General features: G+C 66.0%; 28 protein-coding genes. 16 read left to right on the forward strand and 12 right to left on the reverse strand.

The annotated features are described in order from the left end of the window. Positions 1-311: 311 nt before the first annotated feature. From LQK81_RS24225 to LQK81_RS24235, 3 genes are read right to left on the reverse strand one after another with little or no spacing between them, the layout of a single operon-like run. Entirely contained in the window at positions 312-1,184 is an 873-nt protein-coding gene (locus LQK81_RS24225; RefSeq protein ID WP_230808984.1) for an SDR family oxidoreductase, read from the reverse strand. Further along, entirely contained in the window at positions 1,184-2,347 is a 1,164-nt protein-coding gene (queG, locus tag LQK81_RS24230) for a tRNA epoxyqueuosine(34) reductase QueG (protein WP_230808985.1), read from the reverse strand. Before queG ends, LQK81_RS24225 begins: the two co-directional genes overlap by 1 nt. Before the next feature lie 10 nt (positions 2,348-2,357). After that, positions 2,358-3,050, reverse strand: a complete 693-nt coding sequence (locus LQK81_RS24235; RefSeq protein ID WP_230808986.1) for a glutathione S-transferase family protein — start codon at positions 3,048-3,050, stop codon at positions 2,358-2,360. Positions 3,051-3,223: 173 nt separating this feature from the next. On the opposite strand from LQK81_RS24235, the gene LQK81_RS24240 reads away from it, so the two are divergent. Beyond that, positions 3,224-4,030 (forward strand): undecaprenyl-diphosphate phosphatase, encoded by an 807-nt coding sequence (locus LQK81_RS24240; RefSeq protein ID WP_230808987.1) that lies wholly within the window; start codon positions 3,224-3,226, stop codon positions 4,028-4,030. A 75-nt stretch (positions 4,031-4,105) separates the two neighbouring features. On the opposite strand, the gene LQK81_RS24245 is transcribed toward LQK81_RS24240, so the two are convergent. The 7 genes from LQK81_RS24245 to dnaN all read right to left on the reverse strand — a co-directional run bounded on the left by LQK81_RS24245 (position 4,106) and on the right by dnaN (position 9,242). Next, the gene (locus LQK81_RS24245; RefSeq protein WP_230808988.1) at positions 4,106-4,258 is read right to left on the reverse strand and encodes a hypothetical protein; all 153 of its coding nucleotides are present in this window, start codon (positions 4,256-4,258) and stop codon (positions 4,106-4,108) included. Between the two features lie 345 nt (positions 4,259-4,603). Beyond that, positions 4,604-5,578 carry a complex I NDUFA9 subunit family protein gene (locus tag LQK81_RS24250; RefSeq protein WP_230808989.1) on the reverse strand — a complete coding sequence of 325 codons (975 nt, stop codon included), beginning with the start codon at positions 5,576-5,578 and terminating at the stop codon, positions 4,604-4,606. Positions 5,579-5,698: 120 nt separating this feature from the next. Beyond that, positions 5,699-5,986 (reverse strand): DUF1330 domain-containing protein, encoded by a 288-nt coding sequence (locus LQK81_RS24255; protein ID WP_230808990.1) that lies wholly within the window; start codon positions 5,984-5,986, stop codon positions 5,699-5,701. Positions 5,987-6,009: 23 nt separating this feature from the next. Beyond that, complete coding sequence (gene pyrF / locus LQK81_RS24260; protein ID WP_230808991.1) at positions 6,010-6,708, reverse strand: orotidine-5'-phosphate decarboxylase; 699 nt, start codon at positions 6,706-6,708, stop codon at positions 6,010-6,012. 2 nt (positions 6,709-6,710) lie between these two features. Beyond that, on the reverse strand, positions 6,711-7,295 hold the full coding sequence (locus LQK81_RS24265) for a histidine phosphatase family protein (protein ID WP_230808992.1): 585 nt from the start codon (positions 7,293-7,295) through the stop codon (positions 6,711-6,713). 10 nt (positions 7,296-7,305) lie between these two features. Then, positions 7,306-7,908 carry a phospholipid N-methyltransferase PmtA gene (gene pmtA, locus LQK81_RS24270; protein ID WP_230808993.1) on the reverse strand — a complete coding sequence of 201 codons (603 nt, stop codon included), beginning with the start codon at positions 7,906-7,908 and terminating at the stop codon, positions 7,306-7,308. Between the two features lie 215 nt (positions 7,909-8,123). Beyond that, positions 8,124-9,242 carry a DNA polymerase III subunit beta gene (gene dnaN / locus LQK81_RS24275; RefSeq protein WP_230808994.1) on the reverse strand — a complete coding sequence of 373 codons (1,119 nt, stop codon included), beginning with the start codon at positions 9,240-9,242 and terminating at the stop codon, positions 8,124-8,126. 257 nt (positions 9,243-9,499) lie between these two features. On the opposite strand from dnaN, the gene rsmI reads away from it, so the two are divergent. From rsmI to gshB, 9 genes are all read left to right on the forward strand, one after another. Then, a complete protein-coding gene (gene rsmI, locus LQK81_RS24280) occupies positions 9,500-10,423 on the forward strand; it encodes a 16S rRNA (cytidine(1402)-2'-O)-methyltransferase (protein ID WP_230808995.1) in 924 nt (307 codons plus the stop codon). Beyond that, entirely contained in the window at positions 10,413-10,781 is a 369-nt protein-coding gene (locus LQK81_RS24285; RefSeq protein WP_230808996.1) for a YraN family protein, read from the forward strand. Before rsmI ends, LQK81_RS24285 begins: the two co-directional genes overlap by 11 nt. Before the next feature lie 128 nt (positions 10,782-10,909). Beyond that, positions 10,910-12,208, forward strand: a complete 1,299-nt coding sequence (locus tag LQK81_RS24290; protein WP_230808997.1) for an extracellular solute-binding protein — start codon at positions 10,910-10,912, stop codon at positions 12,206-12,208. 217 nt (positions 12,209-12,425) lie between these two features. Beyond that, complete coding sequence (locus LQK81_RS24295) at positions 12,426-13,307, forward strand: ABC transporter permease subunit (protein WP_230808998.1); 882 nt, start codon at positions 12,426-12,428, stop codon at positions 13,305-13,307. 7 nt (positions 13,308-13,314) lie between these two features. Further along, positions 13,315-14,157 (forward strand): sn-glycerol-3-phosphate ABC transporter permease UgpE, encoded by an 843-nt coding sequence (gene ugpE / locus LQK81_RS24300; protein WP_230808999.1) that lies wholly within the window; start codon positions 13,315-13,317, stop codon positions 14,155-14,157. A gap of 10 nt (positions 14,158-14,167) precedes the next feature. Next, positions 14,168-15,292, forward strand: coding sequence for a sn-glycerol-3-phosphate import ATP-binding protein UgpC (locus LQK81_RS24305; protein ID WP_230809000.1), 1,125 nt, complete (start codon positions 14,168-14,170; stop codon positions 15,290-15,292). After that, on the forward strand, positions 15,289-16,284 hold the full coding sequence (locus tag LQK81_RS24310; RefSeq protein WP_230809001.1) for an endonuclease/exonuclease/phosphatase family protein: 996 nt from the start codon (positions 15,289-15,291) through the stop codon (positions 16,282-16,284). The genes LQK81_RS24305 and LQK81_RS24310 overlap by 4 nt, the downstream gene beginning before the upstream one ends. A 107-nt stretch (positions 16,285-16,391) precedes the next feature. Continuing rightward, positions 16,392-16,892, forward strand: coding sequence for a cupin domain-containing protein (locus LQK81_RS24315; RefSeq protein ID WP_230809002.1), 501 nt, complete (start codon positions 16,392-16,394; stop codon positions 16,890-16,892). A 106-nt stretch (positions 16,893-16,998) separates the two neighbouring features. Beyond that, positions 16,999-17,946 carry a glutathione synthase gene (gshB, locus tag LQK81_RS24320; RefSeq protein WP_230809003.1) on the forward strand — a complete coding sequence of 316 codons (948 nt, stop codon included), beginning with the start codon at positions 16,999-17,001 and terminating at the stop codon, positions 17,944-17,946. Positions 17,947-18,010: 64 nt separating this feature from the next. Here gshB and mutM read toward each other — a convergent pair whose 3' ends face one another. After that, positions 18,011-18,901, reverse strand: a complete 891-nt coding sequence (mutM, locus tag LQK81_RS24325; RefSeq protein ID WP_230809004.1) for a bifunctional DNA-formamidopyrimidine glycosylase/DNA-(apurinic or apyrimidinic site) lyase — start codon at positions 18,899-18,901, stop codon at positions 18,011-18,013. 140 nt (positions 18,902-19,041) lie between these two features. On the opposite strand from mutM, the gene ubiE reads away from it, so the two are divergent. The 5 genes from ubiE to coaBC all read left to right on the forward strand — a co-directional run bounded on the left by ubiE (position 19,042) and on the right by coaBC (position 24,852). Continuing rightward, the gene (gene ubiE, locus LQK81_RS24330; protein WP_230809005.1) at positions 19,042-19,821 is read left to right on the forward strand and encodes a bifunctional demethylmenaquinone methyltransferase/2-methoxy-6-polyprenyl-1,4-benzoquinol methylase UbiE; all 780 of its coding nucleotides are present in this window, start codon (positions 19,042-19,044) and stop codon (positions 19,819-19,821) included. A gap of 101 nt (positions 19,822-19,922) precedes the next feature. Then, positions 19,923-21,497: a 2-polyprenylphenol 6-hydroxylase gene (gene ubiB, locus LQK81_RS24335; protein WP_230809006.1), complete on the forward strand. Its 1,575-nt coding sequence runs from the start codon at positions 19,923-19,925 to the stop codon at positions 21,495-21,497. 167 nt (positions 21,498-21,664) lie between these two features. After that, positions 21,665-22,630 (forward strand): phytanoyl-CoA dioxygenase family protein, encoded by a 966-nt coding sequence (locus LQK81_RS24340; RefSeq protein WP_230809007.1) that lies wholly within the window; start codon positions 21,665-21,667, stop codon positions 22,628-22,630. A gap of 111 nt (positions 22,631-22,741) precedes the next feature. Continuing rightward, complete coding sequence (locus LQK81_RS24345; RefSeq protein WP_230809008.1) at positions 22,742-23,503, forward strand: ion channel; 762 nt, start codon at positions 22,742-22,744, stop codon at positions 23,501-23,503. 122 nt (positions 23,504-23,625) lie between these two features. Beyond that, positions 23,626-24,852, forward strand: coding sequence for a bifunctional phosphopantothenoylcysteine decarboxylase/phosphopantothenate--cysteine ligase CoaBC (gene coaBC / locus LQK81_RS24350; RefSeq protein WP_230809028.1), 1,227 nt, complete (start codon positions 23,626-23,628; stop codon positions 24,850-24,852). Positions 24,853-24,898: 46 nt separating this feature from the next. Here the strand turns inward: coaBC and LQK81_RS24355 are convergent, their stop codons facing one another. Further along, complete coding sequence (locus LQK81_RS24355) at positions 24,899-25,732, reverse strand: class II glutamine amidotransferase (RefSeq protein ID WP_230809009.1); 834 nt, start codon at positions 25,730-25,732, stop codon at positions 24,899-24,901. Positions 25,733-25,925: 193 nt separating this feature from the next. On the opposite strand from LQK81_RS24355, the gene LQK81_RS24360 reads away from it, so the two are divergent. After that, positions 25,926-26,330 carry a GFA family protein gene (locus LQK81_RS24360; RefSeq protein ID WP_230809010.1) on the forward strand — a complete coding sequence of 135 codons (405 nt, stop codon included), beginning with the start codon at positions 25,926-25,928 and terminating at the stop codon, positions 26,328-26,330. Positions 26,331-26,444 lie beyond the last annotated feature (114 nt).

Here is a 26,444-nt window from a genome sequence, read left to right on the forward strand (position 1 = left end):
CCATGTCCAGCCCCGAATATTTCGCAAAGGTATTCGAATGAGTTTACATAGAATGCTGTCTATATTGATGAAATCGCAGGCGCGTCCGGAAAACGCCTTTGGAATCAGTGCTTGTCTTGAAAACTTGACAGGCGTGGAATTTTCGGTCGCGGACAGCGAAAAAGCTGAAAAAAAGTTGCGTCTAGACCGAAAAGACTACGCCAAAGCCCATTTGTCGCGAGGTGATTTCGCGCATAGATCGCGGAAAATTGACGAAACTTTGGCGAGTATCAGCCTCTTCGGGTAACCTCTCGTTAACCACTCCGGCCCTGTCAGCCCCGCCAGTCGTCGTCCGCCCACATTTGTGCCAGCGACATGCGGTAGTCGGGGTAGCGAAAGGCAAAGCCGAGGGAGCGGATTCTGGCGTTCGAGACGCGCTTGTTTTCGCCGTAGAAGGAGCGCGCCATGGCAGAGAGTTCGGCCGTCTCGAAGGGGATCTCCGGCGGCATTTCGGCCCCCATCAGCCGGGCAGCCTCGGCGACCACGTCCTGCGGCGGCCCCGGCTCGTGATCGGTGATGTTGAACACCCCGCCATGCCCTTTTCCGGCCAGGAAGAGGGCGGCCGCGCCGATATCCTCGACGCGGATGCGATTGAACACCTGGTCCTTCTTGACGAGCCGCCGCGCGGTGCCTTCGGCGACGTTGCGAAGCGCGTTGCGCCCGGGCCCGTAGATGCCGGCGAGCCGGAGCACGGAGACAGGGATGCCGCTCGTCCCGGAAAAGGAAAGCCACTTGCCCTCGGCCTCCATCCGCTCCACCGAGCGCGCCGAGACCGGATGGATCGGCGTGTCCTCGTCCACCCAGCCGCCCTTGTGGTCGCCATAGACGCCGACGGTGGACAGGTAGCCCGCCCATCGCAGGCGCGGCATGAGGTCGGCGATCGGAGCCGCCCCGTCGCGAAAGAGCGGGTCGCCGCTCTTGCCCGGCGCGATCGACTGCACCAGATGCGTCGCCTGTCGCATCTCTCCCCGCAGGGCATCGGAGATGGTCTCGCCGTCATAGAGGATCGCCTCGATGCCGCGGGCGTCGAGCGCGGCCGCCTTCTCCTGCGAGCGCGTCGTCCCGGCAACCGCATAGCCGGCCGCGCGGAACGTTTCGGCGATCGCCCGGCCGGAAAAGCCGGCCCCCAGAACCAACAGCCGCATCAGGCAACCTCCATCGCAATGTCATATTCCGCCCGCACCTCGGCGTCGGGTTCCCGCGCAGCACCGCGAGCGAAAGCCTGGAAATCGGCCTTCGCCATCAGCCTCGACAGCGCCCACACAGCCATGCCGCGCACGGTCGGCGAGGGGTCGCCGGCAAGCCGAAGACAGGTCGGCACGAGCCCGGCCTCGCCGCTGTTTCCGGCCGCGATCAGCACGTTGCGCACGAACCGGTCACGGCCGATCCGCTTGACCGGCGAGCCGGAGAAATGCGCACGGAAGGCCGCGTCGTCGAGTGCGAGCAGCTCCGCGATCGGCGGCTCCCGCAGGTCGTCGCGGGCATGGAACTTCATTTCGGCGGCGGTGGCTGCGAACTTGTTCCAGGGACAGGCGGCAAGGCAGTCGTCGCAGCCATAGATGCGGTTGCCGATCAGCGGGCGCAGGGCGGGATCGATCGATCCCTTGTGCTCGATCGTCAGATAGGAGATGCAGCGCCGCGCATCGATCCTGTAGGGCGCCGGGAAGGCGTCGGTCGGGCAGGCGTCGAGGCAGGCCCGGCAGGTGCCGCAATGGTCGCGCTCCGGCGCGTCCGCGCCGAGCTCGGCGGTGGTGAACAGGCTGCCGAGGAAGAGCCAGGAGCCGAATTCGCGGCTGACGATATTGGTATGCTTGCCCTGCCAGCCGAGGCCCGCCTGCATCGCCAGCGGCTTCTCCATCACCGGCGCCGTGTCGACGAAGACCTTCACGTCGGCGCCGGCGCGCGCGGCAAAGCGGGTGGCGATCTCCTTCAGCCGGCCCTTGATGACGTCGTGGTAGTCGCGGTTGCGCGCATAGACCGAGATCGCCGCACGGTCGCGCTTGGCAAGCACCGCGCGCGGATCCTCGTCCGGTCCGTAGTTCATGCCGAACAGCACGATCGAACGGACGTCGCTCCACAGCACGCGCGGATCGCCGCGGCGCGCCCGCGTCTCTTCCATCCACTCCATGGTGCCGTGGCAGCCGGCGGCGAGGAACGCCTGCAGCCGCGCGGGTGCCTCGGGGATCGCGTCGGGGTGCGTCACCTGGCAGGCGTCGAACCCCTTGTCGCGCGCCTCCGAAAGCAGGAACGCCCTGAGCTTCTCCCGCTGCCGTTCGCTTCGCGTCTCGGTGTCGGCGGCGACGGACATGGCTTCCGCCTCAGAAGTCGAGGTCCGCATAGTGCGAGACCGGGGTGACGCCGCGCACGCGCTCGGCCAGGAGCGGCCGGAACGCGGGACGCGACTTGATGCGCTGGTACCAGTCCTTGGCCTGCGGCGCGTCTTGCCAGCTGATTTCGCCGAGATAGTCCAGCACCGAGATGGAGGCCGCAGCGGCGAGGTCCGCATAGCTCAGCCGGTCGCCGGCGAGATAGGTGCGCGACCCGGCAAGCCAGGAGAGATACTTCATGTGCTGGCGGATATTGGCGCGCGAATTGCGCAGGATCTTGCTGTCCGGCGGTCCGCCGCCCTGGTCCGGCGTCATCTGCAGCTTGAAGATGCGTTCGCGCACCAAAGGCCGGGTGACGTCCTGCTCCATCTTCTGCAAAAACCACTCGACGAGGCGGCGGATCTCCGCGCGCTGGAACGGGTCCTCGGCCAGAAGCCGCCGGTCGCGCTTCAGGACGCCATGGGTCTCGTCGACATACTCGGAAATGACGGTCGCCCCGCAAAGCGCCCGCATGCTGTCGTCGACATAGACGGGCAGGGCGCCGGCCGGGTTCAGCGCCAGGAAGTCGCGCCGGTTCTCCCAGGGCTGCTCCTCGGCAAGGTCGGTCTGGTAGCCGTACTCGCTCAGGATCAGGCGGACGAAGCGCGAGGCGGAGGACATCGGGTGATGATAGAGGGTCGGCATTGAGGCGCTTTTCTTCAAGTGATTGTCGGAGGAAGTGGGATCGGCCGCCGGCCGGAAATGCGGATTGCGCTTTTCACGACTCCTGACACAAAGCTATAGGAAGATGGCAAGGCAAAAACAAGCGAATCGGTTCGTGATGTTCCCTCCCAACATCACCTCTTCAAGGATTTTCAATGGCCGACCAGTCGATTGTCAGCGCCCTCGTACTCGGAGTGATCGAGGGCCTGACCGAGTTCATCCCCGTGTCTTCTACGGCGCACATCCTCCTTGCCGGACACTTTCTGGGCTTCAAGTCCCCCGGCAATACCTTCCCCGTCCTGATCCAGCTCGGTGCCATCCTGGCGATTCTCGCCGTCTATACCGGCAAGCTCATCGCGATTGCCCGCGCGTTGCCGACCAGCGCTGACGCCCGCCGTTTCGTGCTGAGCGTGCTGCTGGCCTTCCTGCCCGCCGCCGTCATCGGCGTCTTCGCCCACGACTTCATCAAGACCGTGCTGTTCGAAACGCCGCAACTGATCTGCGTCGTCCTGATCGTGGGCGGCATCATTCTCTATGTCATCGATCGGCTGCCGCTGAAGCCCCGCTACAAGGACGTCATGGACTATCCGCCGTCGCTCGCCTTCAAGATCGGCCTGTTCCAGTGCCTGGCGATGATCCCCGGCACCTCGCGCTCGGGCGCCACCATCGCCGGCGCCCTCCTGATGGGCACTGACAAGCGCTCGGCCGCCGAGTTCTCCTTCTTCCTCGCCATGCCGACGATGCTCGGGGCCTTCACCCTCGATCTCTACAAGAACCGCGATGCGCTCAGCATGGACGATGGCCTCATCATCGGCGTGGGCTTCATCGCCGCCTTCTTTGCCGCCCTGATCGTCGTGCGCTCGCTGCTGGATTTCGTGTCGCGCCGCGGCTTTGCGCCGTTCGCCATCTGGCGAATCGTCGTCGGTATCGCGGGCCTCATCGGTCTCGCGATCTGGGGCTGAAAAGGCTCAGGGAAGACCTCGACGACAAACGGAGGCCGGGCGGAAACGTCCGGCCTTTCCGTTGGCGGCAAAGGGTTAGCGGGCGACCGAGGAGGTGGTGCAGGGATCGACGCCATAGGCCGGCGCGCAGCCATGCTTCCCGGCGGCAACCGTGCCGGGCGCAATGAACGAGCCCGCCAGGATCACCAGCGCTGCGCAGCCGAAGAAGAGTGCAATTGCCTTGCCCATGTCTATGAAGTCCCTGAGGAAGAAGTCTGCGCCGGTCAGCCGGTGCGGCCCTGTCGCGCGAGGCGGTGTGTATGCGCCGCCCTGGGAAACATCAATAAGCCGACATGCTGAATCCCGCGTAAATGGCGCGCTGATTTTTCTCACTGCGGCACAACTGCAACGCTCCGCTTCGGGGGCGTCTGCCGGCGCTCGCTGCCGGCCACGTAGTGGGTGGCGGAGCGGAGCGAACACATGCCCGCGAAGCCGCCATCATCGGTGAACAGACGGCCCCGGTCGTGTCTGGTCCGGCATTGAAAGCCGCCCGGCGCCGGTGCGTCGGGCGATGAGGGGAGGGAGCCTGTCCGCTCAGGCCGTGCCGCGGGTGAACTGGCCCTGCGGGCGGTAGCGCACGAGATAGGACGGCAGGATCGCTTCGGCGAGCGCCGGCGTAATCCCGAGCGCCTGGATCGTGCGGCCGTCCTTCTTGGCCTCGTCGGAGACGATGTTGTCCGAGCGCAGCAGCTTGACCTGGTCCGGCGTCAGCGGCGGATCGACGAAGGGGACGAGCGAGGCCAGCGAGCCGATCAGGGAGGCGATGCCGAAGGGCAGGGACACCAGCGCCCGCTTGCGGTCGATCACATCCAGCATCAGCTCGAGACACTGGCGGAAGGACAGGATTTCCGGGCCGCCGAGTTCGTAGGTCGCGCCCCCCACGGCCTGGCCGTCGACGGCGCGGGCCACGGCTTCGGCCACGTCGGTCACGTAGACCGGCTGGAACTTGGTGTGGCCGCCGCCGACCAGCGGCAGGGCTGGCGCAAAGCGCGATATGTTGGCGAACTTGTTGAAGAAGCCGTCTTCCGGCCCGAAGATGATCGAGGGACGCAGGATCACCGCCTCGGGCAGGACCTGCCGGATGCCGGCCTCGCCGCGGCCCTTGGAGCGGGCATAGTCGGAAGCCGAGTTCACGTCGGCGCCAATCGCCGAGATATGCGTCAGCGTGGCGCCGCGGGCGCGCGCCGCCTCTGCCACGGCGCGGGCGCCGAAGTCCTGCACCGCGTCGAAGCGGTTGCGGCCCTTCTCGAACAGGATGCCGACGCAATTGACCACATGGTCGGCGTCATGGACGGCGCGCTCGATGCTGTTGCGGTAGCGCAGGTTTGCCTGCACGAAGGAGATCTGGCCCAGCCCGCCGATCGGCTGCAGGAAACCCGCCAGGTCCGGCCGCCGCACGGCGACCCGGATGCGGTATCCGCGCTTCGCCAGTGCCCTTACCACATGTCGGCCGACAAAACCGGAGCCGCCGAACACGGTGACCTGTGGCGGAAGGTTGGAGAGGGTCATGCGGGATGCTCCTGGAAAAGGCGAAGGTGGGTGAGGCCTACATAGCCCAAAGATCCGGGCAGGTGAAGGCTTCTCCTGCGCGCAACTCGTCGCATCGGCGAAGGCCTCAGGGCAGCCCCGTCAGACGCCCTCGACCACGACCATCTCGGCATCCGCGACTTCCTGCCGGATGGCGGCGGCGATCTGGTATTCCGGCGAATTGTAGCAGTCGATCGCCGCCTGCAGCGACGGGAACTCGATGACGACGTTGCGGGCGCGGACCGGGCCTTCCAGCTTCTGGAACGCACCGCCGCGCGCCAGGAAGGTCGCGCCGTATTTCTCGAAGGCCGGCTTCGCCGCCGTGACGTAATCCTTATAGCGCTCGGCATCGCGAACATCGACGCGAGCGATCCAGTATCCCTTGGCCATGCTATCCTCCTCGGTCTGTCTGTCTATGCTGTCAGCGCGCCCGCCATCTCGGCGAGGATCGCCTCTGCGGCAGCCCGCGGATCGTCCGCCTTGACGATCGGCCGCGCCACGACGAGATGGCTCGATCCCGCCTTCAGCGCCTGCGCCGGTGTCATCACCCGCTTCTGGTCGCCCTTGTCGGCGCCGGCCGGCCGGATGCCGGGCGTCACGATCGCCATGTCCGCTCCGACGATGCCGCGCACCGCGGCTGCCTCCTCGGCCGAGCAGACGATGCCGCCCATGCCGGCGGCGCGCGCCTGTTCGGCCCGGCGCAGCACCAGCCCGTGCGGATCGGTCTGGTAACCGGCCTCGATCAGGTCCTCCGTGTCCATGGAGGTCAGCACGGTGACCCCGAGCAGGCAGAGGCCGGAGCCCCTGGCCGCTTCCACCGCCGCCCGCATCGCCTTCGGATAGGCGTGCAGCGTCAGCATCGACATCCCCATCCTGGCGATGTTCTCGACGCCCTTCGCCACCGTGTTGTCGATGTCGAGCAGTTTCATGTCGAGGAAGACCTTCTTGCCCTCCTGCGCGAGGTCACGGGCGAACTCCAGTCCGCCGGCAAAGACCAGTTGGTATCCGATCTTGTAGAAGAGCACGCTGTCGCCGAGCGCGCGAACTTTCTCCTCGGCCTCGGTCACCGTCGGCACGTCCAGTCCGACGATCAGACGTTCGCGTGCTTCCATGCTCAGATCCCCTGCCACGTTTCCATGGTCGTCCAGTCGCATGTGACGGTGCGATCTTCAAGCCGGAAAGCGAAAAGATTGCCACCGCTTCCGGGCTGGTCGTGGCTGCGCGAGATCGCCACCCCCTTCAGGTGGCATTTGAGCAGCGTTCCGACCCCGCCATGGCCGACGAAGGCGATGGGTTGCGTCGGGTCTTGCCCTTTCAGAATGGCCTCGACCGCAGTGACGATCCGTGCCTGGGCGTCGACCGCCCGCTCCCAGCCGCGAAAGCTCTCCGTCGGATGGGCGAAGAACCAGTCGGCCGCCTCCTGGAAACGGTCGGGTGGCAGGAAGCCCGTGGCGCTGCGATCGTTCTCGCCCATGCCGTCTAAGATCTCGACCTCGACACCGGCGGCGCGCGCCAGGATTTCCGCGGTCTCGACCGCCTTCACCTCGTCGCTGGAGACGATGCGCCGCAGCGCGCAGGCCCAGGCCGATTGCGCCGCCTGCTCCGCACGCTCGCGCCCGATGTCGGAAAGTCCCCATTGCGGAACCGGCACGTCCGGATCGATCCGGACCTGCGGGTGGGTGACATAGAGGGCGAACATCGCGGCAGCCCTAATGGGTCTTGCGGTAGGTCCAGAGCTGCGCCGGCGGAATGTTGCGCACGACGAAATCGAGATGGCTGATCTGGTACCGGTCGGGCATCGCGGTCACCGGCGACACCGGTCCGTAGGAGATCTGCACGACCGGACGACCGGCCGGGATGCGCCGCAGGAGGTCCTCGATCAGGGCCACGCGGCGATGCATCGGGAAATTCAGCAGCGGAACCGCCGAGATGACGCTGTCGAACTGGACGTCCTTCAGCGGCCCGAGCGTGTTGTCGAGATCGAAGGCGTCGCCATTGATGAAGTGCACGCCCTCGAAGCGTTCGACGAGGTGGTTGTAGAAATCGGTGGAGTATTCGACCGAGACGATCTTGTCCGGCGCCATGCCCGCCTCGAGGATCGCCTTGGTGATGGCGCCCGTGCCGGGGCCGAGCTCGAGGACGGGGCGGTGTGACTGCGGATCGATGACGCTTGCCATCCGGCGCGCCGTCACCGATGAGGTCGGAATGATCGAGCCGACTGCGCGTGTGTTGCTGATCCATCCCTTGAAGAAGCGGATCTCCTCGTCAAATTTCCTGCCGAGCCGTTCCTTCACCTTCACACGCAAACCCATGTCGTCCCCCGGTGTGGCCGTCAGGAAAGCCGCTCCGGCGCCCGTGCGGACCGGATCCCTGAACCGTGTCTATTCCATGGCACACTATGTGTAGTCGTTTGCGTCAAAAACAAGTCTGTTCACGCCAGATCAACAGCTTGTCGGCAGAATGCAAAACGGCGGGCCATCCGACCCGCCGTCACCAGACCAAGCCTGATCTAGACTCCGGACAGACTCTAAACCCGCATCGGCATCAGCACGTAGAGCGCGTCGTCGCCTGCAAGGTCGCGCACCAGCGTTGGCGAACCGGGGTCGGCCAGCATGAACACCGCCTCCTCGCCGGAAAGCTGGGCGGTGATGTCGAGAAGATATTTCGCGTTGAAGCCGATCTCCAGCGGGTCGCTTTCGTAGCCGACCGGCAGCTCTTCCGTGGCGCTGCCGGAATCGGGATTGTTGACCGTCAGCGTCATCTGGCCCTCGGAGAGCGCCAGTTTCACCGCGCGGCCGCGTTCGGAGGAGATGGTGGAGACGCGGTCGACGGCCTGGGCGAACGACTGGCAACCGATCTTCAGTTCCTTGTCGTTGCCGGCGGGGATGACGCGCTGGTAGTCGGGGAAGGTGCCGTCGATCAGCTTCGAGGTCAGCACCACCGAGCCGATGGTGAAGCGGATCTTCGCGTCCGACACTTCCACGGCGACGACGAGGTCCGGATTGTCGACCAGTTTCTGCAACTCGCCCACGGTCTTGCGCGGGATGATGATGCCGGGCATGCCCTCCGAACCGGACGGCGCCTCGACGTCGGCGCGTGCCAGGCGGTGGCCGTCGGTCGCCACCGCGCGCAGCTTCAATTTGCCGTCGCTCTCGATCGTGTGCACGAAAATGCCGTTCAGGTAGTAGCGCGTCTCTTCCGTGGAGATGGCGAACTGCGTGCGGTCGATCAGCATCTTCAGGTCGGTCGCCTTCAGCTTGAAGGTATGGCTGAAGCTGCCGGCGGTGAGATCGGGGAAGTCGGACTGCGGCAGGCACTGCAGCGAGAATTTCGAGCGCCCGGAGGCAACCGTCATGGAGCCGCCATCCGGCGTGTTGGCCAGAAGCACTTCGGATCCGTCCGGCAGCTTGCGCACGATGTCGTAGAGCAGGTGGGCGGGAACCGTCGTCGCGCCGGCCTGCTCCACCTGGGCCGGCGTCGCCTCGGTGATCTCGAGGTCCAGGTCGGTCGCCTTCATCTCGAGGCTGCCCGCATCGGCGCGCAGGAGCACGTTCGAAAGGATCGGGATCGTGTTGCGCCGTTCGACCACGCGATGGACATGGTTCAGCGACTTCAGGAGGTTGGACCGTTCGATGGTGATGCGCATTGGAGTACCGCTTTCGACCGCTCTGCCCGCCGGCTGCGCCGGCGCGGCGTCTTCTTGTTTGCCGGCTGGCGCCGGAAGGATGTGGACGGGCAAATTGGCAGATTTAGCCTCCGGAATGCAAGAGGCTTGGCGCGCGCGGCAGGGGATAGCGCACCCGGTCGGCGCGTCCGCGCCCTTGCGGCCCGTCCTGACCTCTATCATAAGGAGACGGAGGCCGCCCCGACATCCGGAGGCGCCAGCAGGAACGTAGTCCCGCAATGCACGAACAGCCGCAAAGGGAGGCAGCACCGGCTGCCCGCCACTACCGCGTCCACGGCGCGCTCGTCGCCGCGCGCCCGCTTGAGCCGGCGCTCTATCTCGTCGCCACCCCGATCGGCAATCTCGGGGACATCACGCTCAGGGCGCTGGAAACGCTCGCCGGTGCCGACGTGCTCGCCTGCGAGGATACCCGCGTCACCCGCGTGCTGCTCGATCGCTACGGTATCGCCACCCGTCCCCATGCCTATCACGAGCACAATGCCGACGAGGTCGGCCCGAAGCTTGTCGCGGCGCTCGACGAGGGCAGGTCCGTGGCGCTCGTTTCCGATGCCGGCACGCCGCTCGTTTCCGATCCCGGCTATCGCCTCGGCCAGTTGGCGCTCGCCGCCGGCCACCGGGTCGTTCCGATCCCCGGCGCCTCGGCGCCGCTCGCAGCGCTCGTCGGTTCCGGCCTGCCGAACGACGCCTTCCTCTTCGCAGGCTTCCTGCCGACGAAGGACAAGGCCCGCCGCGACCGCCTGGGCGAACTCTCCACGGTGCCGGCGACGCTGGTCTTCTTCGAGAGCCCGCATCGCATCGGCGCCACGCTTGCGGCCGCAGCCGACGTGCTGGGCGCCGATCGCCCTGCCGCCGTCTGCCGCGAGCTTACCAAGACCTTCGAGGAATTCCGTCGCGGCGCTCTCGCCGAGCTGGCGGTGCACTATGCGGCAAACCCGCAGGTCAAGGGAGAGATTGTTCTCGTCGTCGGGCCGCCGGCGGAGCGTGCGCCGCCGGAAGCGGCGGACGTCGATGCAATTCTGTCGCTGCTGATACGCGACATGTCCGCGGGGAAGGCGGCGACGGAGGCGGCCCGCCAGACCGGCATGCCGCGGCGCGAACTCTACCAGCGCCTGCTCGAACTGAAGGCGGGCGATGGCGACTGAGGCGGAAAAGAAGCTTCGCCGGAAGGCCTTTCGGCGCGGCCACCGCGCCGAACTCATCGCTGCCCTCTATCTGATCGCCAGGCGCTATCGCATCATGGCCATCCGCTATCGTACCAAGGTCGGCGAGATCGACATCATCGCCCGCAAGGGCGATCTCGTCGCCTGCGTCGAGGTTAAGGCGCGCGCCAGCGAGGAAGGGGCCGTCTTCGCCGTTACCGGCACGGCCCAGCACCGCATCCGCGCCGCAAGCGATTTCTGGCTGGCCCGGCAGCCGGATGCCCATCGCCTCTCGATCCGCTACGACATCGTCGCTGTCCTCCCCTGGCGCCTGCCGCGACACCTTCCCGACGCCTTCTAAGGCGTAAAAGGAAAGTGAAACGAACGTCATGTGAATTGTAACCGTGCTGCCATGAAACTGTTACGCGCCCGTCATGGTGGCGCAATAGGCACTCGCACACCGATGTAACCGGTGGAGAGGATCCTTCCATGATCAAGCAGTTTTCCCTCGCAGCAGTCTCGATAGCACTGACCGCGACCTCGTCGCTCGCCGCGACCAACATTTCCTGGTGGCACGGCATGGCCGGCCGCAACGGCGAGGTCATCAACGAGGTGGCCCAGAAGTTCAATGCCTCGCAGACCGCCTGCGCGCTGACGCCGGTCTCCAAGGGCACCTATGAGGAGGCGCTGGCCTCCGGCATCGCCGCCTTCCGTTCCGGCGAGCAGCCGAACATCCTGCAGGTCTTCGATGCCGGTGCGGCCACCATCATCAACGCCAAGGGCGCCGTCGTCCCCGCCGAGGACCTGATCAAGGAAGCCGGTTACGAGTTCGACCGCAATTCATTCATCGAGGGCGTGCGCTACTTCTACGCCGACAGCGACGGCAAGTTCGTCGGCATGCCGTTCAACTCGTCCGCGCCGATCATGTACATCAACGACGAGGCGCTTAAGAAGGCCGGCGTCGCAGCCCCCAAGACCTGGGAAGAGTTCGAGGCGGCGGCCCCTAAGCTGAAGGAAGCCGGCTTCATCCCGCTCGTCCAGTCGCAGCTGACCTGGCAGTTCACCGAGAACTTCTTCTCGCGCAACAACATCCAGTTCGCCACCAACAACAACGGCTATGACAGCGTCGCCGACACCCAGCTGAAGGTCACCGACCCGAACCTCGTCATGATGTTCGACAAGCTGAAATCCTGGGCCGACCAGGGCTACTTCGCCTATTACGGCGCCGGCTGGAACGACAACCAGAAGCCGTTCGAGGAAAACAAGGTTGCCCTTTGGATCGGCTCGTCCGGCTCCTTCGGCGGCCTGCAGAAGACGGCGCAGATGCCGTTCTCGGCCGACTTCCTGCCCTACTGGGGTTCGATCTCGGGCGCCGGCACCAATTCCTTCATCGGCGGCGCGGCCCTCTTCGCCATGGCCGGAAAGCCGGCCGAGGAAAACAAGTGCGTGGCCGACTTCTTCCAGTTCCTGACCTCGCCGGAAATCCAGAAGTTCTACCACCAGGCCACCGGCTACGTCGCCATCACCACGGCTGCCTATGAGCTGACCAAGTCGGAAGGCTACTACGACAAGACCCCGGTCGCCGAAGTCGGCATCAAGCAGCTGATGCTGCCGGCCGGCGAATGGTCGAAGGGCTACCGCCTCGGCTTCTACCCGCAGATCCGCGAGATCATGGAGCGCGAATACGGCCGCATCTTCTCCGGCGAAACGTCGGTAAAGGACGCCTTCGACACCATCGAGCGCGAAGGCAACGAACTCCTCGCCCGCTTCGCCAAGACGGCGGGTTGATAGGGACTGGCTGGCGAAACAGTCCGCCCCTCATCCGGCCTGCCGGCCACCTTCTCCCCGCGAGCGGGGAGAAGGATCCTCGCCGCAGCGTTTCCATCCCCCTCTCCCCTCTCCCGCTCGCGGGGAGAGGGGAGGGGTGAGGGGCAATCACCAATGAGGGTGAGGGGCTCTCAGAACGCCCGAATGACCGTGGCCCCATCCGCTCGAAGGTTCTCCCATGAAGCGCGTCCAGTTCTCCTCGCCGCTGCTGCCTTACCTGTTCCTGGCGCCGCAGCTGGCGGTCATCGTCATTTTCTTCTACTGGCCGTCGGTGCGGGCGATCCAGTCCTCCTTCTATCTGGAGGACCCCTTCGGCTTCGGCTCGACCTTCGTCGGCCTCGACAACTACATCGGCACGCTGCTCAACCCCGAATATCTCGCCATCGCCCGCTTCACGGCGATCTTCACCGCACTCGTCACCTTCTTCTCGCTGGCGCTCGGCCTGCTGCTCGCCGTCAAGGCTGACGCGGTGATCCGCGGAAATGCCACCTACAAGACGCTTTTGATCTCCGTCTATGCCATCGCCCCGCCGGTCGCGGGCCTGATCGGCATGATGTTCTTCGACCAGCACATCGGCCCCTTCGTCAAGATCGCTGCCTTCTTCGGCTGGGAGATGAAGGTGGGGCTGAGCTACTTCGACACCGCCTTCGCCATGATCGTCGTCGCTGTCTGGAAGCAGATCCCCTACAATTTCATCTTCTTCCTGTCCGGCCTGCAGGGGCTGCCGGCGTCGGTACGCGAGGCGGCCGCCATCGACTGCCGCTCCAGCGTCAAGCGCTTCTGGACCGTCATCTTCCCGCTTCTGGCGCCGACCGCCTTCTTCCTGCTGATCATCAACGTCACCTATGCGCTGTTCGACACCTTCGGCGTCATCGACGTGATGGTGAAGGACAAGGCAGCCAACAACCCGATCACGCTCGTCTACAAGGTCTACATGGACGGTTTCCGCGGTAACGACATCGGCGGCTCCTCCGCCCAGTCGGTGATCCTGATGATCGTCGTCTTCGTGCTCACCGTGCTGCAGTTCCGCTTCATCGAGCGGCGCATCCACTACACCTGAGGCGTCCATGCACAGAACCCGCATCCTCGACCATGCCGTCCTGATCCTCGGCGCCCTGTTCCTGACGCTGCCGGTGGTGGTTGCCTTCATGACCTCGTCGCACGAGGCGGCCGCGATCCATTCGAAGGGGCTGATGCTCTCCCCCGGCGGGCACTTCGTCGATACCTACGAGAAAGTCCTGACCCGGCAGGGCGGCTTCACCGGCCAGGTCACCGGCGCGCGGATGATGATGAATTCCTTCATCCTCGGCGTCGGCTTCGCCCTCGGCAAGATCGTGCTCTCCATGCTCGCCGCCTATGCGATCGTCTATTTCCGCTTCCGCTTTGCGACGCTCGCCTTCTGGGTGATCTTCACCACATTGCTTCTGCCGCTCGAGGTGCGCATCATGCCCTCCTACGAGGTGATGAGCGGCCTCGGCCTGATCAACACCTATACCGGCTTGATCGTGCCGCTGCTGGCATCCGCCACTGGCACCTTCTATTTCCGCCAGTTCTTCAAGTCGGTGCCCGAGGAGCTTCTGGAGGCCGCCCGCATCGATGGCGCCGGGCCGTTCAAGTTCTTCATAGACGTGCTGGTGCCGCTGTCGAAGACGATGATCGCGGCGATCTTCATCATCATGTTCGTCTATGGCTGGAACCAGTATCTCTGGCCGATGCTGATGACCACGGACGAGCGCTTCTTCACCCTGATGCGCGGCATCAAGCAGATCCTCCAGGTCTGGATCGGCTCGCAGATCCCCGACTACAACGAGGCCTTCGCGCTGGCCGTGCTGGCCATGCTTCCGCCCGTCCTCGTCGTGGTGGTCTTCCAGAGCTGGTTCATCAAGGGCCTCACCGAAAGCGACAAGTAAGGAAACGTCGATGGCAACGATCGAGATCGACAAGGTATCGAAGATCTATCACGGCGGCGTGCCGGCGGTGAGCGAGGTCGACATTCAGATCGACGACGGCGAGTTCATCGTCCTCGTCGGCCCGTCCGGCTGCGGCAAGTCGACCCTGCTGCGCATGGTCGCCGGTCTGGAGACGATCTCGTCCGGCACGGTGAAAATCAGCGGCCGCGTCGTCAACGACGTCGAACCGGCCGACCGCGACATCGCCATGGTGTTCCAGAACTACGCGCTCTATCCGCACATGAGCGTGCGCGAGAACCTCGCCTACGGGCTGAAGAACCGGCGCACGCCGAAGAATGAGATCGAGGCCCGCGTCGCCGAAGCCGCCCGCATGCTGGAGCTCGGGCCCTATCTCGACCGCAAGCCGCGCGCGCTCTCCGGCGGCCAGCGCCAGCGCGTCGCCATGGGCCGGGCCATCGTCCGCCATCCCTCAGCCTTCCTCTTCGACGAGCCGCTCTCCAATCTCGACGCCAAGCTGCGCGTTTCCATGCGTGGCGAGATCAAGCGCCTGCAGCGCCGTGTCGGCACCACCTCGCTCTATGTCACCCACGACCAGCTCGAGGCGATGACGCTGGCCGACCGGCTCGTCGTCCTGAACGGCGGCCGCATCGAGCAGATCGGCCGCCCCCTCGACGTCTACCACGCCCCCGCCTCGACCTTCGTCGCAAGCTTCATCGGCTCGCCGGCGATGAACCTCGTGCAGGGCGAACTGCACGGCAGCAGGCTCGCGATCGGCCCGGCGCTGATCGATCTCGGCCAGGCGGTGCCGACCCAAGGCGCCGTAACCGTCGGCTTTCGTGCCGAGGACCTGCAGGTGGCGACCGGCGGCGCCGCTGCCCACGCCGACACCCTGCCGCTCAGTGTCGACTACGTCGAGGAACTGGGCTCGCAGCGCCTTGTCCACGGCACGGTCGGCGACCAGGCCGTCACCGTCGCGCTTTCGTCGGACGCGCCGCTGTCCGGCGAGATGCAGGTCGCGGTCCCGCTCGGCCGGCTGCATTTCTTCGATGCCGGGACCGGCCGCCGTCTCGCCTGGTCGACCGCCGAAACGCACCGCACCACCACGACCGCAAACCTTCTGGAGACCGCCCGATGATCCGTGCGACCGTCCCGGCCCTCGCGGGCGCGCCCGAGGACATTCGCCTGCAGGTCGCCGCCCTGCCGCGCACGATCGCCGCCCATGACGGGAAGATGGCGGAGCTGCCCTTCATGAACGCGATCGAGACGGGCGGGAACGCAGCGTCGGCCGGCCCGCTCGCCTTCCCGTTCGAGGTTGCCGCCTGGAACCTGGAGCGCTGCCTGTTTCCCGAGGCGACAGCGGGCCTGCTGCGGCAGGCAACGTCGGCGCCCGTCGTGCTTGTCTCCGAGATGGACGACGGCATGGCCCGGACCGGACAGCGCAACACCACCGCCGATCTCGCCGGCCTTCTCGGCATGGCCTATGCCTACGGCGTCGAGTTCCTCGAACTCGGCCTCGGCTCGGCCACCGAGCGCGCGTTCTGCAAGGACGATTTCAACCTTCACGGATTCCACGGCAACGGACTGATGGCAGCCGTTCCGCTGGCGCAGCCCTTCATGCTGCGTCTCGAAGGCGAAAGGCTCTGGTTCATCGACGGCGGCGACCAGCCGCGGCTTGGTGAGCGCATGGCGATCGGCGCCGTGATCGAGACGGATGCCGGCCCCATCGTCATAGTCTCCGTCCATCTCGAAAGCGCCACAACCGCTGCCTACCGCGAACGCCAGGTAGCAAGCCTCATCGATGCGCTGGACGAGGCCTTCCCGGGCGTGCCGGTGCTGATCGGCGGCGATCTCAACACCGGCAACCACGCCGGCGGCGATTTCGAGGCCGAGGGCCTGTTCCGGCAGGCGGCCGCGCGTGGTTTCTCCCGCCATGGCGGACCACTGGACCGGATGACCACGCGGCCGAGCCTGATCACTCGCTGGCCGGAGCGGGCGATGAAGCTCGACTGGTTCCTCGCCCGCGGCCTCGTCGTCGGCGAGACCCGCATCGTCCCCTCGCTCGACGAAACCGGTCGCCCGCTCTCCGACCACGACCTGATCGTCTGCCGCATCGAGGGGCTGGAATAGACATCTGCCCCGAAAAGAGCCGTGATCGCTAAAATTGTAGCGTCCGCATGAACCGGCCTCGAACCTTCTTCGTCTATGTGATCGGGGATGACGGAGAGGGGACTTCCATGGTTCTGAAACTGATGCTTGCGAGTGCGATCGGCATGGCGGTGCGGACGATCCCGGCAAAGGCGCTGCCGGCGCAACCGCTGATCGCCGCCTCCATGGACGAGATGGAAATGGCGGACGCCCCGATCGAGTCGTCCTGGATCCTCGAAGGAGAACCACGCGCGCGTCTCGCCCTTCATTCGCGCGGCCATGACGACCAGTCGACCACCGCGATCTGGGACTGCACGGCCGGCACCTTCCGCTGGTATTTCGGCTGGGACGAGACGGTGATGATCCTGGAAGGCGAGGTGCATGTCACGACCGAGAACGGCACCGAACGGACGCTGCGCGCCGGCGATATCGCCTATTTCGCCGGCAAGACCTGGGCCACCTGGCGCGTTGACAGCTACGTCCGCAAGATCGCGTTCTGCCGCAAGCAGTTCCCGGCCCCGGTGGCAATGCTTCTGAAGGTTCGCGACATGATGCGGGCCGGCGGTGCCCGCGGCGGCCTGGCCGCCTGATCCTCCGGAGCGAAAGCGCTCCATGACGGGCGAAGCCTGTGCGCCGCCCGTTGCCTTTGCCGGGCGACGGTCCTAAATGTGACCGGCACTCCGTGAGGGACTATCCATGGCAAAGATCAAGAACGTCGCAGTCCAGATGGACCACGTGTCCACCGTCAATATCGCAGGCGATTCCACCTTCGCCATGAGCCTCGAGGCCCAGGCCCGCGGCTACAACCTCTTCCACTACACGCCCGACAGGCTCAGCCTGCGCGACGGCACGGTCTTTGCGACCGTCGAGCCAATGACGCTGCGCGAGGTGAAGGGCGATCACTACGAACTCGGCGCACCCGAGCGGATCGACCTGTCGACGATGGACGTGGTGCTGCTGCGACAGGATCCGCCCTTCGACATGGCCTACATCACCTCCACCCACATGCTGGAGCGCATCCATCCGAAGACGCTGGTGGTCAACGACCCGGCCTGGGTGCGCAATTCGCCGGAGAAGATCTTCGTCACCGAATTCGCCGACCTGATGCCGGAGACGCTGATCACCCGCGACCCGGGCGAGATCCGCCGCTTCCGCGAGGAGATGGGCGATATCATCCTGAAGCCGCTCTACGGCAATGGCGGCGCCGGCGTCTTCCATTCCACCCGCGACGACCGCAACCTGTCCTCGCTGCTCGAGATGTTCGGCCAGATGTTCCGCGAGCCCTTCATCGCGCAGGCCTACCTGCCCGACGTCCGCAAGGGTGACAAACGCATCATCCTCGTCGACGGCGAGCCGGTCGGCGCGATCAACCGCGTTCCCGCCGAGCATGACAGCCGCTCCAACATGCATGTCGGCGGCCGTGCCGAACCGACCGAACTGACGAAGCGCGAGGAGGAGATCTGCGCGCGTATCGGGCCGGCATTGAAGGAGCGCGGCTTCCTGCTCGTCGGTATCGACGTCATCGGCGACTACATGACCGAGATCAACGTCACCTCGCCGACCGGCATCCGCGAAGTGAAAAGGTTCGGCGGCGCCGATATCGCAAGCCTGCTTTGGGACGCGATCGAGAAGAAGCGCCAGTAGCGGGAAGCGGCCCCCGATCCGATAAGGCGGGACCCGCGCGGGTGACCAACGTCTCCTTGGCAGGCTATTTCTGGCAGGCCACGCAGCGGAAGGTGGAGCGGCCGGACTGGACGATGCGGTTGACCGTGCCGCCGCAGCCGGGCGTGCGGCAGGCCTCGCCCTCGCGGTCGTAGACGGAAAACGAATGCTGGAAATAGCCGAGCGAGCCGTCGGCGCGGATATGGTCGCGCAGCGTCGATCCGCCGGCCTCGATCGCATCGGCGATCACCGCGCGGATCGCATCCGTCAGCGTCAGCAGTTCGCGCCGGGGCTTGCCTGCCGCCGTCACCAGCGTCCCCGCCGCCCGCTCGGGCGAAAGATGCGCCCGCCACAGCGCCTCGCAGACATAGATGTTGCCAAGCCCGGCAATGGTCTTCTGGTCGAGCAGCGCCGCCTTCAACGGCTGGCTGCGACCGCGCAGCCTTGCCGCCAGATACGCTGCGTCGAGCGCGTTGCCGGTCGGCTCGATGCCGAGTTCGCGCAGGTAGGGATGTTCGGAAAGCCCCTCGCGCCGGGCGAGGTCCATGAAGCCGAACCGGCGCGGATCGTTGTAGATGACGCGCTGCGGCCCGCCGGGTGTTTCGAGATGCAGCACGACATGGTCGTGCCGCTCGTCCTTGCCGCGCGGCACATGGAATTCGCCGGGCACGGTCTCGTCCCGCGGTCCCGCGACACGGAAGGAGCCGGACATGCCGAGATGGGCGATGACCACGTCGCCGCCGTCGAGATCGATCAGCAGGTACTTTGCCCGCCGCCCGAGCGAGATCACCCTGCGCCCGGCCAGCGCCTCGGCGAAACCGGCGGGGAAGGGGAAGCGCAGGTCCGGCCGGCGCAATTCGGCGCGTGCGATGACAGCGCCTTCCATCACAGGCGCCAGCCCGCGCCTGACCGTCTCCACTTCCGGCAATTCCGGCATCGCATGCTCCTGAAGCGATTTAACCCTGCGACGCATTTGCCGCCGCTTCGCAATTCCCTATCGCCGATCTTTATCCTATATACCAGCCCGACGATGCCGCGGGACAACCGGCCCGGCGGAGCGCAACAATGGAGACGGACATGAGCGATCGGGAACGCACCTCGGCGGATGGCGGCATGGAAACCTCCTACGGCTTCCGGCAGGTGGCCGAGGGCGAGAAGCAGGCGCTCGTCAACGACGTCTTCCACAAGGTCGCCAAGCGCTACGACATCATGAATGACATCATGTCCGCAGGCCTCCACCGCGCCTGGAAGGATGCGATGATCGCAGCCCTCAACCCGCGCAAGGAAGCGTCCTACCGCGTCCTCGACGTCGCCGGCGGAACGGGCGACATCGCCTTCCGCATCGTCGAGGCGTCCGATCGCCTCGCCCATGCCACCGTGCTCGACATCAACGGCTCGATGCTCGCCGTCGGCGCCGACCGCGCGGCGAAGAAGGGGCTGGCCGCCAATCTCGATTTCGTCGAGGCGAACGCCGAGGAACTGCCGTTCGAGAACAATTCCTTCGATGCCTACACGATCGCCTTCGGCATCCGCAACGTGCCGCGCATCGACGTGGCGCTGTCGGAGGCCTATCGCGTGCTGAAGCGCGGCGGACGGCTGCTCGTGCTCGAATTCTCCGAGGTCGAGGTGCCACTGCTCGACCGGTTCTATGACACCTGGTCGTTCAAGGCGATCCCGCAGTTCGGCAAGATGGTGACCGGCGAGGCCGAACCCTACCAGTACCTTGTCGAATCGATCCGCAAGTTCCCCAACCAGGCCGACTTCGCCGAAATGATCCGTGCGGCCGGCTTCTCCCGCGTCAGCTTCACCAACTATACCGGCGGCATCGCCGCCCTGCATTCCGGCTGGAAGCTCTGAGGCATGCCGCAGACCGCTGACAAGCTCCCGCTCGCCCGAATGAAGACGTGCCCCGCTGCCGGTGGTCCTGCAGCGCACGGCCGCTTCCGCGGTGACGCCGCATGAGCAATCTGACGGCCTATTTCCGCCTTGCCCGCGTCGGCTGGGTGCTCGTGCGCGAAGGCGTCGTCACGGAATTGCCGCTGCAGGAACTTCCGGCCTCCGCCCGCTTTCTTGCGCGCGTTGCCGGCCTGTTCGCCCGCCGGCGCAAGCCCGGCGAGGGCCGCAGCGCCCGGCTTGCGCATGCGATCGAACGGCTCGGCCCCTCCTACGTCAAGATGGGCCAGTTCCTCGCCACCCGTCCCGACGTGGTCGGCGTTGCGATCGCCGATGATCTGTCCGCCCTGCAGGACCGCATGGCCACCTTTCCGATGGCAGAGGCGAAGGCCACCGTCGAGGGCTCGCTCGGCCGTTCGGTCAGCGATCTATATGTAAGTTTCGACGAACCGATCGCGGCCGCCTCCATCGCCCAGGTCCATCCTGCCGTCGTCCGCGACAGGGACGGCGAGCGCCGCGTCGCCGTCAAGGTGATCCGCCCGGGCGTGCGCCAGCGCTTCGCCCACGACCTGCAGGCGATGTATGCCGCGTCGCACCTGCAGGAGCGCCTCCTGCCGCACACCCGCCGGCTGAAGCCGGTCGAGGTGACGCGCACGCTGGAGCAGACCACCAAGGTCGAGATGGACCTGCGTCTCGAGGCCGCCGCCCTGTCGGAACTCGGCGAGAACACCGCCGATGACCCCGGCTTCCGCGTGCCGAAGGTCGACTGGGAGCGCACCGGCCGCGACGTCGTCACCATGGAGTGGATCGACGGCGTCAAGATGTCGGACATCGAGGGCCTGCGCGCCGCGGGTCACGACCTGAACGCGCTCGCCGACAGCCTGATCCAGTCCTTCCTGCGCCATACGCTGCGCGACGGCTTCTTCCATGCCGACATGCACCAGGGCAATCTCTTCGTCGATCCGCAAGGACACATCGTCGCCGTCGACATGGGCATCGTCGGAAGGCTGGGGCGCAAGGAGCGCCGCTTCCTGGCGGAGATCCTGTTCGGCTTCATCACCCGCGACTACGTGCGCGTGGCGAACGTCCACTTCGAGGCCGGCTACGTGCCTTCGCATCACGACGTCGCCAGCTTCGCCCAGGCGATCCGCGCCATCGGCGAGCCGATCCACGGGCAGCCTGCCGAGACGATCTCGATGGCCAAGCTTCTGACGCTGCTCTTCGAGGTCACCGAACTGTTCGACATGGAGACGCGGACCGAGCTGGTGATGCTGCAGAAGACCATGGTCGTGGTCGAGGGCGTGGCGCGCACGCTGAACCCGCGCTTCAACATGTGGAAGGCGTCCGAGCCCGTGGTCGGCGGCTGGATCCGCGACAATCTCGGTCCGAAGCGCATTCTCGCCGACCTGCGCGAGGGGGCGCATGCTGCCCTTCGGCTCGCCGAGGCCGCTCCCGAGATCGCAGCGAAGGCCGAGAAGTTCTCCCTCGACCTCGCCGCCATGGCCGACAAGGGCTTCCGTTTCGACGAGGCCACCGCGGAGGCGATCGGCAAGTCGGAGGCCCGCCACGGCCGCGCCGGCCGCCTCGCACTATGGGTGATCGCGGCGGCGCTCGTCTATATCGCCTGGGCGGTCAGCTGATACCGCGGGCGCAAGCCTGTTTATGTTTCGTTGACCATGCCGGTTCGTCGAATATTAACGTCCTGCCCGCAACGTCCATGCTGCACTGCAGCACAAACCTGCCGCCATCGCGTGGCCCTGTGCGCAATTGAAGATCGTCCTTCGGGACGGTTCGGTAAGGATGCATCATGCGCACCATGTCTCGACCGCAGCCGAAAGACCTCGAAGCCATCGCCCGCAGCGGGGGTCGCTTCAGCCGCATCGCGGCGCGCATCCCCACCTATCTGACGGACGTGCGGGAAAACCCCGCATGGCTGCCGATGTTCCTTCTGGCGCGGACGATGCCCTTCCGCCGGGCCCATTGGCTGACCGCCAGACCGGTGCCGGCCGCGGACAGGGGTGAGACGTCAATGTTCGGCGATATCCGTGCCGAGGACGTTGCCGCGGAACTGAAGAGATCGGGCATCTTCGACGGACTGGTCCTGCCGGTCGAGATCCGGCAGGAGATCGCCCGTTTCGGCCGGGAAACGCCCTGTTTCGGCAATTTCGAGCGCAGGCTCGAGTTTCTCGCCGAGGACCACGCGGAGGCCGAACGCCGCTTCGGCCGCACGATCCTGAGCGGCCATCACTTCGAACGCGTCCTGCAGTGCGAGGCAGCGGTCGAAGTCCAGAAGGATCCGTTGCTGCTCAATATCGCGCGGCACTATCTCGGCGGCGAGGCGAGGCTGATCACCACGCGAACCTGGTGGAGCTTCCCCACGAAGACGGCCTCGGAAGCCGATCTCAGCCGCGCCTCGTTCAAGTTCCATTTCGATCTCGACGACTGGCGGATGCTGAAGTTCTTCTTCTACCTGTCCGACGTCGACCAGGATGCCGGCCCGCACGTCTATGTCCGCGGCAGCCACAACCGGAGGCACATCAAGCACCAGTTGACCCTGCTCGTCGGGCACCCGGCAGACGAGGTGCTGGACTTCTATGGGGCGGAGAATGCCGTCACCCTGACCGGCAAGGCGGGCTCCGGCTTCGTCGAGGACCCGTTCGGCTTCCACATGGGCACGCTGGCGAAGAGCAAGCCGCGCCTGATGATGGAAGTCGGCTTCGGCGTCTCGAAGCCGTCGAGGCGGCGATATCATGGCGAGCCGGTGGTCCGATAGCCGGTCCTCCCCGCGACGATGCCGGCCGTCTGCCGTGCTGCTTGACCCCGAGGCGGCGCGACATACATTGGCGCCATGGCTGAGAGAGGGCATTCCACGGAACAGGTATCGATGATCGAGGGGCTGCGCCGTCATCTGCGCGGCCTCTATTTCGGCGGCGACCCGCGTGCCATCGCCTTCCAGTTCGGCATGATGGTTATCGATCTCGCCATCATCGTCTTCTTCCTGACGGGGCCCTATCTCCGCGCCGGCCACGCCTATCTGCTGGTCGACTATGTCGTCGCCGTCATCATCGCCTTCGAGATTGCCGCCCGCATGCTCGTGGCCCCGACCTTGCGCTACTGGCTGGCCCGGCCGATGACCTGGGTCGACCTCTTCATCCTCGCCACGCTGCTCTTTCCTAACCAGCTCGCCAACTTCGCCTTCCTGCGCGCGCTGCGTATCTGGTCGGTGAGCCAGAGCCGCCTGTTCTCGCTCATCCTGCGGCGACAGGGCCTCTCTGACTACGAGGACACGATCCAGGCCTGCGTGAATTTTCTCGTGTTCCTCTTCGTCGTCACCGGCTTCGTCTATTCGACCTTCTTCTATGCCGACAACGTCGGCGGCTTCGTCGATGCGCTCTATTTCACCGTCGCCACCGTGACCACCACCGGCTTCGGCGACATCACGCTGCCGGGCACGCTCGGCAAGCTCACCTCCATCATCACCATGATCATCGGCATCTCGCTGTTCGTGCGGCTGGCGCAGACGATCGTGCGGCCGCACAAGGTCTCATTCGCCTGCCCGCAATGCGGCCTCCAGCGCCACGACGCCGATGCCGTGCACTGCAAGGCCTGCGGGCATGTGCTGAACATCCCCGACGAGGGCTCGTGACGCCGGCTGTGCCGCGCCGACGAGGGGCGCCGCTTGGAAACGGGCGGCGAAGGCGCTAGGTAGGTGCTACCCTTGGGAACGCATCAGACCTCGTATTGCCGGAGCGGCACATGACCCTGCCCATGACATTGAAGGACAAGCGCATTCTCCTGATCGTTTCGGGTGGGATCGCGGCCTACAAGAGCCTCGACCTGATCCGCCGCCTGCGCGAGCGCGGCGCCCGGGTGGTTCCGCTCATGACCGCCGGGGCGCAGCAGTTCGTCACCCCGCTCGCGGTCGGCGCGCTCGCCGCCGGCCATGTCTATACCGATCTCTTTTCGCGGGAGGACGAGCAGGATGTCGGGCACATCCGGCTGGCGCGCGATTGCGACCTCGTGCTCGTCGCGCCCGCCACGGCCGACCTGATGGCCAAGATGGCGAACGGCCTGGCCGACGACCTCGCATCGACCGTGCTTCTCGCCACCGACCGTCCGGTGCTGATCGCGCCGGCGATGAACCCGCGGATGTGGACGCATCCGGCGACGCTGCGCAACGCCGAGACGCTGGCCGGCGACGGCATTCGTTTCGTCGGGCCGAATGCGGGCGAGATGGCGGAGGGCGGCGAGGCCGGGCTCGGACGCATGGCCGAACCGATGGAGATCGTCGCAGCCGTCGAGGCCTGTATCGGCGGCGATGGCGGCAGGGCGCCCGGGCCGCTTGCCGGCAGGAAGGCGGTCGTCACGTCCGGCCCGACGCACGAGCCGATCGACCCCGTGCGCTATATCGCCAACCGCTCGTCCGGCCGGCAGGGCCATGCGATTGCGGCAGCGCTGGCGAAGCTGGGTGCGGACGTCACGCTGGTCTCCGGCCCGGTCGAGATCGCCGATCCTTCCGGCATCCGTGTCGTGCATGTCGAGCGCGCGGAGGAGATGCTGGAAGCGGTCCTGTCCGGCCTTCCGGCCGACATCGCCGTCATGGTCGCAGCCGTCGCCGACTGGCGCGTCGCGACCGCTGCGGGCGAGAAGATCAAGAAGAAGCCCGGCGAGGCGCCGCCGCCGCTGCAGCTTGCGGAAAACCCCGACATCCTGAAGACGATCGGACATCATGAACTGCGGCCGAAGCTGGTCGTCGGGTTCGCGGCCGAGACGCAGGACCTGGAAACGAACGCGCGCGACAAGCTGAAGCGCAAGGGCGCCGACCTGATCGTCGCCAACGACGTCTCGCCCGAGACCGGCATCATGGGCGGAAGCCGCAACAGCGTGCGCGTCGTCTCCAAAAGCGGCATCGATGCCTGGCCGGATCTGTCGAAGGAGGAGGTGGCCGCGCGGCTTGCGGCCCTGATCGCCGAAAGGCTGGCGGTGGGGTCGTAAGGCCCGCCATCGGCAGGCTATCGAGAGCTTTCGCTTAAGGACGGGTTCAACCGACTACTGCGAGTTCCGGCCTGGCGACGCGCGCCGGCAGTGGCGCCGGGCGACCGGCGGGCGAAAAGAGGCGGACGTCCACGCCGTCCTCGCCGAGCACCACGGAGCTGCCGTCCGGGATCTCCACCCAGGCGTCGGTGTCGTCGTTCAGGGGCTCGGAGACGAGGCAGTAGCCGCCGGCTCCGCCCATCGGCGCCGCATAGAGCGTCGGCGCCCGCAGGTCGGTGGCGTAGCGGATCGCATAGAGAGTGCGACCATCCGAGAGCGCGGCCGTGAAACGGACGAGCACCCGCCGCTCCAGATGCCGTGCCAGTCGCTCGACGAAGGCGATCGTCTCGGCGATCGCCGCCAGCGGATCCTCCGCCAGCCCGAACTGCAGGGCGAGCAGGAACAGGAGCTCCGAGTCCGTGGCCCCGGTGCGGGCGGCATAGAGGTCGTTGTCAAGCATCGTCTCCATCGGCCGGCGCAGATGCTCGAAATCGGCGATCTGGCCGTTATGCATGAAGGACCAGGCGCCGTGGACGAAGGGGTGGCAATTGTCCCGCCGCGTGCCGCCGCCGGTGGCGGCCCGAACGTGGGCGAGAAACAGGGGCGAGCGGATCTGCCGGGCGATGCTCTTCAGGTTGCAGTCCGACCAGGCCGGCAGGATGTCGCGGTAGCGTCCGGGTTCTGGCCGCTCGCCGTACCAGGCGATGCCGAAGCCGTCGCCATTGGTCGCCGTCTTGGCGCGGGTGGCGCAATGAGACTGCTCGATCAGCGAATGCGCCGGCGAGGAGACGAGCTCTTCCAGAAACAGCGGTTCACCGCGATAGGCTGCCCAACGGCACATAGGTTCGACTCGCTTGGCTGCCGGCCGCAACGGCCGAAGGGGAGGACTGCATGTGCACCTGCGAGAATCATCGAAAAAGGGTAAAATTGCGTTAACGGAGGTAAATGGCGCGGAAACCATTTGTGCCGTTGCGGGCCGCTCCGCGCAGCCGGCGGCCGGGCGTCGTCCCATGAACAATATGGAGGAGGCGGACATGCGTATCGACGGACAATGCCATTGCGGGCACGTCACCTATGAGGCGGAGATCGATCCCGATATCGTCTCGATCTGCCATTGCAGGGACTGCCAGCGGATGACGGGATCCGCCTACCGGGTCACCGCGCTGGTGCGGGCAGAGGATTTTCGCCTGACGGGCGGAACGCCCACGCTCTACGTGAAGACCGGCGACAGCGGCAACCGGAGCTTCCAGCATTTCTGCCCGAAATGCGGGTCGCCCTGCTATCGCACGGGCGAGGGCGAGGATGCGGACGAGGTCGGCATTCGCGTCGGCACGATCAACCAGCGCCGTGACCTTGCTCCGAAGCGGCAGATCTGGTGCCGCTCGGCCCTGCCGTGGGCCATGGACCTCTCCAGGCTGCCGTCCCGGGACGGCGAATAGCGCGCTGTCCTCCCGAGCGCACGGCCATTGCAAAGGCGGGCGCGCTGGACAAGGCGTCTGTGCGAGTATTAAATTACGATCCGGTAATATACCGAAACGCGCAGCGGAGGACGT

The organism is Rhizobium sp. GN54 (assembly GCF_021026345.1).
Lineage (GTDB): Bacteria > Pseudomonadota > Alphaproteobacteria > Rhizobiales > Rhizobiaceae > Mycoplana.

What these genes read in the sequence shown, in the direction of transcription:
- LQK81_RS24225 (WP_230808984.1), bottom strand. Translation starts at nt 1,184, where the DNA reads ATGCGGCTGTTGGTTCTGGGGGCCGGCTTTTCCGGCCGGGCGATCGCC.
- queG (WP_230808985.1), bottom strand. Translation starts at nt 2,347, where the DNA reads ATGTCCGTCGCCGCCGACACCGAGACGCGAAGCGAACGGCAGCGGGAG.
- LQK81_RS24235 (WP_230808986.1), bottom strand. Translation starts at nt 3,050, where the DNA reads ATGCCGACCCTCTATCATCACCCGATGTCCTCCGCCTCGCGCTTCGTC.
- LQK81_RS24240 (WP_230808987.1), top strand. Translation starts at nt 3,224, where the DNA reads ATGGCCGACCAGTCGATTGTCAGCGCCCTCGTACTCGGAGTGATCGAG.
- LQK81_RS24245 (WP_230808988.1), bottom strand. Translation starts at nt 4,258, where the DNA reads ATGGGCAAGGCAATTGCACTCTTCTTCGGCTGCGCAGCGCTGGTGATC.
- LQK81_RS24250 (WP_230808989.1), bottom strand. Translation starts at nt 5,578, where the DNA reads ATGACCCTCTCCAACCTTCCGCCACAGGTCACCGTGTTCGGCGGCTCC.
- LQK81_RS24255 (WP_230808990.1), bottom strand. Translation starts at nt 5,986, where the DNA reads ATGGCCAAGGGATACTGGATCGCTCGCGTCGATGTTCGCGATGCCGAG.
- pyrF (WP_230808991.1), bottom strand. Translation starts at nt 6,708, where the DNA reads ATGGAAGCACGCGAACGTCTGATCGTCGGACTGGACGTGCCGACGGTG.
- LQK81_RS24265 (WP_230808992.1), bottom strand. Translation starts at nt 7,295, where the DNA reads ATGTTCGCCCTCTATGTCACCCACCCGCAGGTCCGGATCGATCCGGAC.
- pmtA (WP_230808993.1), bottom strand. Translation starts at nt 7,908, where the DNA reads ATGGGTTTGCGTGTGAAGGTGAAGGAACGGCTCGGCAGGAAATTTGAC.
- dnaN (WP_230808994.1), bottom strand. Translation starts at nt 9,242, where the DNA reads ATGCGCATCACCATCGAACGGTCCAACCTCCTGAAGTCGCTGAACCAT.
- rsmI (WP_230808995.1), top strand. Translation starts at nt 9,500, where the DNA reads ATGCACGAACAGCCGCAAAGGGAGGCAGCACCGGCTGCCCGCCACTAC.
- LQK81_RS24285 (WP_230808996.1), top strand. Translation starts at nt 10,413, where the DNA reads ATGGCGACTGAGGCGGAAAAGAAGCTTCGCCGGAAGGCCTTTCGGCGC.
- LQK81_RS24290 (WP_230808997.1), top strand. Translation starts at nt 10,910, where the DNA reads ATGATCAAGCAGTTTTCCCTCGCAGCAGTCTCGATAGCACTGACCGCG.
- LQK81_RS24295 (WP_230808998.1), top strand. Translation starts at nt 12,426, where the DNA reads ATGAAGCGCGTCCAGTTCTCCTCGCCGCTGCTGCCTTACCTGTTCCTG.
- ugpE (WP_230808999.1), top strand. Translation starts at nt 13,315, where the DNA reads ATGCACAGAACCCGCATCCTCGACCATGCCGTCCTGATCCTCGGCGCC.
- LQK81_RS24305 (WP_230809000.1), top strand. Translation starts at nt 14,168, where the DNA reads ATGGCAACGATCGAGATCGACAAGGTATCGAAGATCTATCACGGCGGC.
- LQK81_RS24310 (WP_230809001.1), top strand. Translation starts at nt 15,289, where the DNA reads ATGATCCGTGCGACCGTCCCGGCCCTCGCGGGCGCGCCCGAGGACATT.
- LQK81_RS24315 (WP_230809002.1), top strand. Translation starts at nt 16,392, where the DNA reads ATGGTTCTGAAACTGATGCTTGCGAGTGCGATCGGCATGGCGGTGCGG.
- gshB (WP_230809003.1), top strand. Translation starts at nt 16,999, where the DNA reads ATGGCAAAGATCAAGAACGTCGCAGTCCAGATGGACCACGTGTCCACC.
- mutM (WP_230809004.1), bottom strand. Translation starts at nt 18,901, where the DNA reads ATGCCGGAATTGCCGGAAGTGGAGACGGTCAGGCGCGGGCTGGCGCCT.
- ubiE (WP_230809005.1), top strand. Translation starts at nt 19,042, where the DNA reads ATGAGCGATCGGGAACGCACCTCGGCGGATGGCGGCATGGAAACCTCC.
- ubiB (WP_230809006.1), top strand. Translation starts at nt 19,923, where the DNA reads ATGAGCAATCTGACGGCCTATTTCCGCCTTGCCCGCGTCGGCTGGGTG.
- LQK81_RS24340 (WP_230809007.1), top strand. Translation starts at nt 21,665, where the DNA reads ATGCGCACCATGTCTCGACCGCAGCCGAAAGACCTCGAAGCCATCGCC.
- LQK81_RS24345 (WP_230809008.1), top strand. Translation starts at nt 22,742, where the DNA reads ATGATCGAGGGGCTGCGCCGTCATCTGCGCGGCCTCTATTTCGGCGGC.
- coaBC (WP_230809028.1), top strand. Translation starts at nt 23,626, where the DNA reads ATGACATTGAAGGACAAGCGCATTCTCCTGATCGTTTCGGGTGGGATC.
- LQK81_RS24355 (WP_230809009.1), bottom strand. Translation starts at nt 25,732, where the DNA reads ATGTGCCGTTGGGCAGCCTATCGCGGTGAACCGCTGTTTCTGGAAGAG.
- LQK81_RS24360 (WP_230809010.1), top strand. Translation starts at nt 25,926, where the DNA reads ATGCGTATCGACGGACAATGCCATTGCGGGCACGTCACCTATGAGGCG.